The organism is Streptomyces sp. NPDC088554, assembly GCF_044752945.1.
Taxonomy (GTDB): domain Bacteria; phylum Actinomycetota; class Actinomycetes; order Streptomycetales; family Streptomycetaceae; genus Streptomyces.
In genome coordinates, this window is record NZ_JBIVMF010000059.1 from 1 (window position 1) to 12,038 (window position 12,038).

Here is a 12,038-nt window from a genome sequence, read left to right on the forward strand (position 1 = left end):
CCGGGCCAGCAAACGACCCAGACCACCCGTGGCCCCCGTAACCAGAACCGTGCCCCCCGAACCCCACACCCCACGCCGGGACTCCCCGCCCGAACGCACAAACGGAACCAGACGAGGAACCAGAACCCGCCCAGCACGCACAGCCGAACGCACCACACCAGAACCGAGAACCTCAGCCCAGAACAAACCGGTGACAGCATCAGCAGCACTGCCGTCGGCGTCAGTATCGATGTCAGTATCGGTATCGGTGTCGATGTCAGTATCGGTATCGGTATCGGTGTCGGTATTGGTGTCGGTATCGATGTCGACGAGGGCGAAACGGCCCGGATTCTCAGCCTCCGCCGAACCCACCAAACCCCACAACCCCGACGAAGCCAACCCCTCCAACACATCATCCGACCCGGCCGCGACCGCCCGACAGGTGACCAGGACCAACCGCCGACCAGAGAACCGCTCATCGGACAACCACGCCCGCATAAGCTCCAGGACCAGGCCCACGCGGGCGCCGGACTCCTCGGGGGTTCCGGAGGGTACGGGGACGAGGATGCCGTCGAGATCAGCGCCGGAGGCGAGGGATACCCCGAAAGCGTCCATGCTTTCGTACGATCGCCCGACGGGCAGGCCCCACGCCGTCCCGAGCACCGCCCAGCGGGACAGATCGGCCGTCTCCCGGGTTGCGGAAAGCTGTTGCCAGGAGAGGGAGAAGAGTCCGTCGTCGGCGGCATCCACCTGCACGGTACGGCCCTGCGGGACCGGGCGCAGAACCAGCGAGCCAACCCCCGCGACCAGTGCACCGGCCGGGTCGGCGACCTTTACGGAGACGGTGTCCGGGCCGGTCCGCGCAAGCCGGACCCGTAGCACGGAGGCACCCGAGGCATAGAGCGCGACATCGGACCACGCGAACGGCATCGCGGCGCCCTCAAACTCAAGCCCCGCCCAGCCCACCGTCTGCAACGCCGCGTCGAGCAACGCCGGGTGCAGACCATAGGCGCCCGCCTCCTCCCGTACCACCTCAGGCAGTTCGACCTCGGCGAACACCTCCGCACCGCGCCGCCACACCGCCCGCAGCCCATGGAAGGCGGGGCCGTAAACGACCCCAGCACCGGCCAACCTCTCGTAGACACCGTCCAGTTGCTGCGGATCGGCGCCCTGCGGCGGCCACGCCTGCGTCGCGTCCCAGGAGACGGGGTCCGGCTCGCCGACGGCGAGAGTGCCTTGGGCGTGCCGGACCCATGGCGCGGCAGTGTCGGCGTCCTGCGGCCGGGAGTGGATGCCCACCGGACGGCGACCCTCACCGTCCGGCCCGCCGACAACGACCTGTACGGCGACGCCACCGCTTGGCGGGATCACCAGGGGCCGCAACAGAGAGAGTTCGTCCAGGCCCATGCATCCGGCTTCATCCCCGGCCCGAATGACCAACTCGACCAGGGCGGTCGCCGGGACGAGGATCGCACCGCCTACGACGTGGTCGGCGAGCCAGGGCTGCGCCCGGAGGGAGAGCACCCCTGTGAAGAGGAGACCGTCACCATCGGCCGGTGCCACGGCGGCGCCGAGCAGGGGGTGACCGGGGGATGAGAGGCCGACATCCCGTACGTCCCCCCGGGTCGCGACGACCCTGGGCCAGTAGCGGCGGTGTTGGAAGGCGTACGTCGGCAGATCGGCCGTCGGGCCCTCACCGAGGAACGCGGACCAGTCGACCGGAAGCCCATAGGCGTACAACCGGCCCAGAGAAGTGAGGAGTTCGCGCTCCTCGTCCCGTTCGCGGCGCAGGGAGCCTACGACCAGGACGCGGTCGTCATCCACCGCGTCCTGGATCGCGCCCGTCAGCACCGGATGCGGGCTGACCTCCACGAACACCGTGTGCCCTGCGGCGTGCAGGGCCCGTACGGTATCGCTCAGCCGGACCGTACGACGCAGATTGCGGTACCAGTAAGCGGCGTCCAAACCGGACGTGTCGATCACCTCACCGGTCACCGTCGACCAGAACGGAACGCTGCCACTCACCGGAGCGATCCCGGTCAGCTCCTCGGCCAACTCGGTCTCAATACGCTCGACATGCACCGAGTGCGAGGCGTAATCGACGTCGACACGGCGGAAACGAACTCCCTCACGCTCACAGTCCACCGCCAGCACATCCAGAGCCGCCGTGTCACCTGCCACGACGATCGAGTCCGGACCGTTGACCGCCGCAACCGACAAGCCGTCACGACCCCGCAGAAGCTCCCGTGCCTCCTCCTCCGTCACAGCCACCGAAGCCATGCCGCCCAAGCCGGACAACACCCGACCAATCAGACGGCTGCGCAGGACGACGACACGCGCAGCGTCCTCCAACGACAGGCCACCGGCCACCACAGCAGCCGCGATCTCACCCTGCGAATGACCCACCACAGCAGCCGGCACGACACCACGAGAACGCCACACCTCCGCCAACGACACCATCACCGCCCACAACACCGGCTGAACCACATCCACCCGCGCCCACAACACGGGATCCACACCGGAACCCTCACGGAGAACCGCGGACAACGACCAGTCCACCCACAGACCCAAAGCCCGCTCACACTCAGCGATACGAGCGGCGAACACCGGCGACGAATCCAGCAGACCAGCAGCCATCCCCAGCCACTGCGAACCCTGACCCGGGAACACAAACACCACACCCGCACCAGAGACCCCACCCACGCCACCGGCGCTCTCCCCCGCGGCCACCGCGGCAAGCCCGGTCAACAGCTCCTCGCGGTCCCGGCCCACCACCACCGCACGCTGCTCCAGCACCGACCGCGTACCGACAAGCGAGCGGCCCACGGTGACCGGGTCCAGCTCGGGATGCTCGGTGACGTACGACCGCAGCCGCTCCGCCTGGCCGCGCAGACCCGCCGCACCCCGGCCCGACACCACCCACGGCACCACCGGCAGGGTGGCTTCCTCCGGCGCCCGGTCCGGAGCCTTCGGCGAAGCCTGCTCCAGAATCACATGCGCGTTGGTACCACTCATACCGAACGACGACACGCCCGCCCGGCGTACGCGGCCCACCTCAGGCCAGGCGCGTTCCTCGGCCAGCAGCCGTACCGTACCGGCCGACCAGTCCACCTCGGAGGTCGGCTCTGTGGCGTGCAGTGTCTTCGGCAGGATTCCGTGTTCCAGGGCCAGCACCATCTTGATGACACCCGCGACACCGGCCGCCGCCTGCGTGTGACCGAGGTTGGACTTGACCGATCCGAGCCAGAGCGGCCGGTCCTCGGGACGTCCCCTGCCGTAGGTGGACAGGAGCGCCTGGGCCTCGATCGGGTCACCGAGCCGGGTGCCCGTGCCGTGGCCCTCGACCACGTCCACATCGGTCGTGGTCAGGCCCGCGCTGCCGAGCGCTTGGTGGATAACTCTCTGCTGGGAGGGGCCGTTGGGGGCGGTAAGGCCGTTGGAGGCGCCGTCCTGGTTGACGGCCGAGCCACGGACGACCGCGAGGATCCGGTGGCCGTTGCGCTCCGCGTCGGACTGCCGCTCGACGAGCAGCATGCCGACGCCCTCGCCCCAGCCCGTACCATCGGCGTCCGCCGAGAAGGACCGGCACCGGCCGTCCGGCGCCAGCCCCTGCTGACGGGAGAACTCTGCGAAGCTGCCGGGGGTGGACATGACGGTCACACCGCCGACCAGCGCGAGGTCGCACTCCCCTTCGCGCAGCGCCTGCGCGGCCCAGTGAAGCGCTACGAGGGAGGCCGAGCATCCGGTGTCGACGGTGACCGCCGGGCCTTCGAAGCCGAAGCTGTAGGAGAGACGCCCGGAGAGCACACTGGCCAGATTGCCGGTGCCGAGATGGCCCTCGAAGTCCTCGGAGGAGTGGGTCAGGACCGTCAGATAGTCCTGGCCGTTGGTGCCGACGAACACACCGGTACGGCTGCCCTTGCGGGCCACCGGGTCGATGCCCGCCCGCTCGAAGGTCTCCCACGCCGTTTCGAGGAGAAGCCGCTGCTGCGGGTCCATCGTCATCGCCTCACGCGGGGAGATCCCGAAGAAAGCGGCGTCGAACTCCCCCGCTTCGTAAAGGAATCCACCGTGCCGGACATAGCTGGTGTTGCCGTGCCCACCGCTGGTGTCGAAGAGAGCGGCGAGATCCCAGCCCCGGTCGTCGGGGAACTCCCCGATCGCGTCCCCGCCCGCGCGCAGCAGTCCCCACAGATCTTCCGGGGAGCGGACACCGCCCGGGAAGCGGCAGGCCATGCCAACGATCACGAGGGGGTCGTCGGTGGTCGCCCTGGTGCGTACGGCGATGGTCTCGACAGCCGCGCCGAGGAGTTCGGCGCGCAGGTACTCGGCGAGGACGGCGGGCGCCGGGTAGTCGAAGACCAGAGTGGCGGGCAGCGCCAGACCCACAGCCTGCTTGAGCCGGTTGCGCAGGTCGACGGCGGTGAGCGAGTCGAAGCCCAACTCCCGGAATGCGCGGTCGCGTTCGATCGGTCCGGTGGAGTCGTGGCCGAGGACGGCGGCGGCCTGGGTCTGGACCAGACGCAGGAGTTCGTTGAACTGTTCGGACCGGCCGAGCCCGTCCAGCCGCTGCCGCAGGGCGTCGGCCGAGGCGTGGCCGGTGCCGTCCGCCGAACCGTCTGCCGGTGTGCCCACCGGACCGTCCACGGCCGCCTCGGGAAGCTCGTCCAGCAGACGGCTCGGCCTGGTCAGAGTGAACGTCCGGGCAAAGGCGGTCCAGTCGAGGTCGGCGACGGTGACCGCCGTCTCGTCCAGTTCCAGGGCCTGTTGCAGGGCTACGAGCGCGGAATCGGGCTTCATCGCCGTGACACCTCGGCGGCTGAGGTACTGGGCGGCCCCGGCGTCGGCGGCCATCCCACCGTCGCCCCACGCACCCCAGGCGACAGAGGTCGCGGTGCGGCCGTGGGCACGGCGAGTGTGCGCGAGTGCGTCGAGTACGGCGTTGGCGGCGGCGTAGTCCGCCTGCCCACCGCCACCCCAGACACCGGCACCGGAGGCGAACAGCACAAACGCTGTCAGGTCCAGGTCGCGGGTGAGTTCGTCGAGGTGAAGGGCGGCGTCGGCCTTGCCGCGCAGGGTGTCCGCGAGGTCGGCGGGGGTGAGGGAGGCGACCGTGCCACCGCCCGTCACCCCGGCCGCGTGGACCACGGTGGTCAGCGGAAACTCTGCCGGTACGGCGCCGAGGACGGCGGCCAGCGCGTCCCGGTCGGCGGCATCGCAGGCGACCACGGTGACCGCCGCGCCGAGCGCGGTCAGCTCCGCCCGCAACTCCTGCGCGCCGGGCGCGTCCGGGCCGCGACGACTGAGCAGTACGAGGTGCTCGGCGCCGCGTCCGACCAGCCAGCGTGCCACCTGGGCGCCGAGTTCACCGGTGCCGCCCGTGACCAGGGCCGTGCCGTGGAAGTGCAGCGGTTTGGCGGCCGGGCGGCGGGGGGCAGCCCGGAGCAGACGGCGCCCGAAGGTGCCACCTGCCCGTACCGCCACCTGGTCCTCGCCCGCGCCGTCGGCGAGAACGGCGGCCATCCGGTCGAACGCTCGGGCGTCCAGCCCTTCGGGCAGGTCGACCAGCCCGCCCCAGCGGGCGGGCTGCTCCAGCGCGGCGCACCGACCGAAGCCCCAGACAGCGGCCTGCCGTACGTCCACGGGTTCCCCGTCTGTCACCGCGACGGCGCCCCGGGTCAGGGTCCACAAGGGGGCGGCGATGCCGGTGTCATCCAAGGCTTGGGTGAGCAACAGGGTCCGGGCCAGGCCAGTCGCTCCAGCGCCCAGGAGGGAGAGAACGCCGGAGACCGGAGCACTCCCGTGCCGGCTACCGGCCGGGCTCTCGGGGGCGTCGAGCGCTGCGGTCAACTCGGCTGTGAGCAAAGGGCGTTCGGCGCTGCCTACGGTGTCAGCGCTGTCTGCGGCATCGGTGGTATCGGTGGTATCGGCGGAGAGTTCCAGGCGGTCTGCACCGACTCCCCGCCGCTCCAGGGCTGCCATCACCTCGGTGGCCCACTCGGGGTCGGTCTCCTCGGAGGTCACCACCAGCCAACGGCCGACGAGCGCGGTCGCCATCTCGGGCAGCCGCTTCCAGCCGACCCGGTAGCGCCAGCCGTCGACGAGGGCACGTTCGCGCTGCCTGCGCCGCCAGTCGGCGAGAGCGGGCAGCACCGTGTCCCAGGCCGTACGCTCGACGGCCAGTTCCTCCGTAAGAACACCGCCGTCCTCCCGCTCCACCGCGTCCCAGAACCATCCGTCACGACCACCTTGCGCGGCAGCCACACCGGCCGCGTCGGCGGGTACCTCCGGCCAGTAGCGCTGGCGTTGGAAGGCGTACGTCGGCAGATCGCCCGTCGGGCCCTCACCCAAAAGAACCGACCAGTCAACCGGAACACCATGCACATACAACTGACCTAGGGATACGAGGAGTTCGCGTTCCTCCTCCCGATCCCGGCGCAGGGAGCCGACGACCAGGGCACGGTCATCGTCCACCGTGTCCTGGACCGCGCCCGTCAGCACCGGATGCGGGCTGACCTCCACGAACACCGTATGCCCGGCCTCGTACAGGGCCCGTAGGGTATCGCTCAGCCGGACCGTGTGGCGCAGGTTGCGGTACCAGTAAGCGGGATCCAGACCAGCCGTGTCCGTGACCTCGGCCGTGACCGTCGACCAGAACGACACACCACCCGTAACCGGCGCGATACCGGCCAGCTCGGCCAGAAGCTCCGTCTCGATACGCTCGACGTGGGCGGAGTGCGAGGCGTAATCGACATCGATACGACGGAACCGGACCCCCTCACGCTCACAATCCACCTCCAACACATCCAGAGCAGCCGAATCCCCTGCCACCACAGTCGAATTCGGCCCATTGACCGCCGCGACCGACAAACCCTCCCGCCCTCGCAGCAGCTCGGAAGCCCGCTCCTGCGTGACGGCGAGCGAAGCCATGCCACCGAGGCCCGACAGATCGCGGCCGATCAGACGGCTGCGCAGGACAACCACCCGTGCCGCATCCTCCAACGACAACGCCCCTGCCACCACAGCAGCCGCGATCTCACCCTGCGAATGACCCACCACAGCAGCCGGCACGACACCACGAGAACGCCACACCTCCGCCAACGACACCATCACCGCCCACAACACCGGCTGAACCACATCCACCCGCGCCCACAACACGGGATCCACACCGGAACCCTCACGGAGAACCGCGGACAACGACCAGTCCACCCACAGACCCAAAGCCCGCTCACACTCAGCGATACGAGCAGCGAACACCGGCGACGAATCCAGCAGACCAGCAGCCATCCCCAGCCACTGCGAACCCTGCCCCGGGAACACAAACACCACACCCGCACCAGAGACCCCACCCACGCCACCGGCGCTCTCCCCCGCAGCCACCGCGGCAAGCCCCGTCAACAGCTCCTCGCGGTCCCGGCCCACCACCACCGCACGCTGCTCCAGCACCGACCGCGTACCGACAAGCGAGCGTGCCACCACCACCGGATCCAGCTCAGGACACTCCGCAACATACGAACGCAACCGCTCCGCCTGCCCCCGCAGACCCGCCGCACCCCGACCCGACACCACCCACGGCACCACAACCGGCGCAACACTCCCGGACACCGTTTCAACAGCCGCAGGCGCCTGCTCCAGGATGACGTGCGCATTGGTACCACTGATACCGAACGACGACACGGCGGCCCGGCGCGCCCGGTCCGCCTCGGGCCAGGCCCGGGCCTCGGTCAGCAGCCGTACCGCACCCTCCGACCAGTCCACCTCGGCCGTCGGCTCCGAAACATGAAGTGTGCGAGGCAGGACTCCGTACCGGAGCGCCATCACCATCTTGATGACGCCCGCGACACCGGCCGCCGCCTGCGTGTGGCCGATGTTGGACTTCACGGAGCCGAGCCACAGCGGCCGGTCCTCGGGGCGGTCCTGGCCGTACGTCGCCAACAGGGCCTGCGCCTCGATCGGATCACCCAGCCTCGTACCCGTACCGTGCGCCTCCACCACGTCGACGTCGGCGGCGGTCAGCCGCGCGCCGGCCAGGGCCTGGCCGATGACACGTTCCTGGGAGGGGCCGTTGGGAGCCGTGAGGCCATTGGAGGCGCCGTCCTGGTTGACCGCCGAGCCACGGACGATCGCGAGGACACGGTGGCCGTTGCGTACCGCGTCCGAGAGCCGCTCCACGAGCAGCAGGCCCACGCCCTCGCTCCAGGCGGTGCCGTCCGCGTCGGCGGAGAACGACTTGCAACGGCCGTCCGAGGCGAGCCCGCCCTGCCGGGAGAACTCCACGAAGCCACCGGGGCTCGGCATGATCGTGACGCCGCCGGCCAGCGCGAGATCGCACTCGCCCTGCCGCAGCGCCTGTGCCGCCAGATGGAGTGTGACGAGGGAGGAGGAACAGGCGGTGTCGACGGTGACGGCCGGGCCCTCGAAGCCGAAGGTGTAGGAGAGGCGCCCGGAGAGCACACTGCCATGGGTGCCGGTGACGATGTGTCCCTCGGCGCCGTCACCGAGCTGGAGGAGGCCATCGGCATACCCCTGGTAGGCACCACCGACGAAGACTCCCGTCCGGCTGCCACGCAGCGACTCGGAGGGCACTCCAGCCCGCTCCAGGGTCTCCCACGCGGCCTCCAGGAGCAGCCGCTGCTGTGGGTCCATCGCCACCGCCTCGCGGGGCGAGATACCGAAGAACGCGGCATCGAAGTCGGTGGCGTCGTGGAGGAAGCCACCCTCACGGACATAGCTCGTGCCCGTGTGTTCGCGGTCGGGGTGGAAGAGCCCGTCGAGATCCCAGCCCCGGTTGTCGGGGAACTCGCTCATCGCGTCGGCGCCGACGGCATCGGCGAGGACCAACCGCCACAGGTCCTCGGGTGAGCGGACGTCGCCGGGGAAGCGGCAGGCCATGCCGACGATGGCGATCGGTTCGTCGGCGGCGACGCGAGCGCGGGCGGTCCGGCCGGTCCCGGCGGCGCCGAGCAGGCAGGAGCGCAGATATTCGGCGAGTGCCTGGGGTGTCGGGTAGTCGAAGATCAGGGTGCCGCGCAGGGAGAGGCCGGTCTCGGCGCCCAGCCGGTTGCGGAGTTCGATCGCGGTGAGCGAGTCGAAACCCAGGTCCTTGAAGGCGCGGCCGAGGTCGACGGCAGCACCGTCGGTGTGGCCCAGGGCGGCGGCCACATGGGTGCGGATCAAGTCGGTGAGCATCCGGCTCTGTTCGGCCGGGGACAGGGCGGCGAGCCGGCCGGCCAGTCCGCCATCGAGGGCTCGGGCGGCGGCGCGGGCACGGCGGCGGGCGGGGGCCCTGACCAGTCCGCGCAGGAGTTCGGGGAGTTCTCCGGTGCGAGCGAGCGCGGCGCGGTCCCAGTGCACGGCGGCCAGCAGGGGCCGGTCCAGTGCGAGCGCGGCGTCGAAGAGTGTGAGCCCCTCGCGGGCGGTCAGAGGGACGACCCCCGACCGGCCGACACGCCGGGTGTCGGCTGCGTCCATGCGGCCGAACATGCCACCGCTCCCCTGGTCCCAGGGTCCCCAGGCGAGGGAGACGGCGGGCAGACCCTCGGCGTGGCGGTGCCGGGCCAGGCCATCGAGGAGCGCGTTGGCCGCCGCGTATCCAGCCTGCCCGACGGAGCCGAGGGTCCCGGCTACGGAGGAGAAGACAACGAAGGCCGCGAGGTCCAGACCGGCGGTGAGGGTGTGGAGGTGGAGGGCAGCGTCCAGCTTGGGGGCGAGGACGGTGTCCAGTCGGTCCGGGGTGAGCGTGGTGACAACACCGTCGTCCAGGACACCCGCCGTGTGCACCACACCGGTGAGTGGGTGTTCTGCCGGTACGGCGGCGAGGACGGCGGCCAGCGCGGCCCGGTCGGCGACATCGCAGGCGACCACGGTGGCGGCGACACCCAACTCGGTCAATTCCCCGACGAGTTCCGGGGCACCGGGCGCGGCTGGGCCACTGCGGGAGAGCAGCAACAGGTGTCGTACACCGTGTTCGGCCACCAGATGACGGGCACACAGGGCGCCGAGGCCACCCGTACCGCCGGTGATCAGGACGGTGCCACCGGCGAGCGCCGGGCCAGTACGAACGGTCGCGGCCGTGTCGGCAGTGGGAGCGGTCGGGGCGGGCGTGAGGCGAGGAGTCCACGCGCGGCCGTCGCGCACGGCGACCCGCTGGGCACCACTTGCCAGGGCGGTGCCCAGGTCCTGGGTACGGGCCGCGCCGGGGTCGGCGTCGAGGTCGGCCAGGGTGAAACGGCCCGGGTTCTCCGACTCGGCGGTCGCCAGCAGGCCCCACACACCGGCCCCGGCCAGGGAAGACGGTGCGACGGACCCCGTGGGCAGTACGGCCACGGCGTCGCGGGTGACCGTCACCAGGCGCAACCCCGCGAAACGGTCGTCCGTCAGCCAGGACTTGACCAGCTCCAGGGTTCCATTGAGCAGCTCGCGGGTGCCGGCGGCGATGTCGGTGTCACCGGGGGCGAGAGCGGGGACGGAGTGGACGACGACGCCGTCGAGCTGCCGCCCGGAGCTGAGTAGTGCGGAAACCGCCTCCAAGTCAGGGCAGTTGGGCATGGCGTCGTCCCACGGGCCGTCGCCGAGTGTGGCCCAACGCGTCGGGTCGAGCGGTTGGCTGTCCTCCGGGGCGGCCGGTACCCAGGTCAGCTCGTAGAGGCCACTGCCGGCCGGCCCGCCGGGGGCGAGAGGGGCGGTGGCGAGTTCACGTACCGCCAGCGACGCCACGGAGACGACCGGGGCACCCTCGGCGTCCACTGCGAGCAGGGCGGTCTCGTCCGCCTCCGTACGACTGAGCCGGACCCGTACGGCGACGGCGCCCCCGGCGTGCAGCCGGACCCCGGACCAGGCGAAGGGGACCTTCGGCGCGGCGCCCTCCCCGCCATCCGCAGTGTCGCCCCCGGCCAGGCCGGACATGGCGTGCAGGGCGGCGTCCAGGAGCGCGGGGTGTACGCCGAACGTCTCGGCCTCGCCGCGCGCCGTCTCGGGCAGGGAAACCTCTGCGTACACAACATCGCCGTGTCGCCAGGCTGCCCGCAGCCCCTGGAAGACGGGGCCATAGCCGTAGCCCAGCTGGGCGAGCCGTTCGTAGGTGCCGTCGAGTTCCACCGGGGTGGCGTAGGCGGGCGGCCACTGCTCGGCCCAGTCGGTGTCGGGCGCGTCGTCGTTGGTGGAGGTGGTGTCGGTGAGGATGCCGTCGGCGTGCTGCGTCCAGGGCTCGTCGTCGGGCACGTCCTGCAGCCGGGAGTGGATGCCCACCGAGCGGCGGCCCGTGCCGTCTGCGGATCCGACGACTACCTGTACGGCGACACCACCCTGCTCGGGCAGGACGAGCGGGGCCAGCAGCGACAGTTCCTCCAACTCCGCGCACCCTGCCTCGTCCCCGGCCCGGACCGCCATCTCCACCAAGGCCGTACCCGGGAGGAGAACAGTGCCGGCCACAACATGGTCGGCCAGCCAGGGCTGTGCCTGAAGCGACAGCACACCGGTCAGCAGCCGCTCCCCTTCACCGGCCAGCTGCACGGTGGCACCGAGCAACGGGTGACCCGGCGAAGTCATACCCAACGAACGTACGCCACCCGGCCGTTGGGTCAGTTTCACCTCGGGCCAGTAACGCTGACGCTGGAAGGCGTAGGTGGGGAGCGCTGTGAGCGGTCCGCCACCGAACAGTTCACCCCATGGGATGTCCGTGCCGGTGACATGCAAGTGGGCCAGGGCGGTAAGGAACGTGGCAGGCTCGTCCCGGTTCTTCCGCAGGAGAGGCACAGCGGTAACGTCCGCCCCGAGAACACCACGGACCAGAGCAGAAAGCGTACCGTCAGGCCCCAACTCCACCCACCGGCCCACACCCTCCCCAGCCAGAGCCGTCACCACATCACCGAAACGCACAGCCTCACGCACCTGCCGCACCCAATACCCTGCACCCGGAACACCAGCAGCCACACCACCATCCGCCGCCAACCCCATCGGAATACGCGGCACCCTGTACGAAAGCGTCTCGGCAACCTCTGCGAACTCCGCGAGCATCGGCTCCATCAGACCCGAATGGAACGCATGACTCACCCGCAGCC

The 12,038-nt window shown here is 70.6% G+C and carries 1 protein-coding gene; it reads right to left on the reverse strand.

The features are described from left to right. Window positions 1–11,526: type I polyketide synthase (locus ACIP8W_RS31280; RefSeq protein ID WP_402205767.1), on the reverse strand; the 11,526-nt coding region annotated here is incomplete at its 3' end. Window positions 11,527–12,038: the final 512 nt, after the last annotated feature.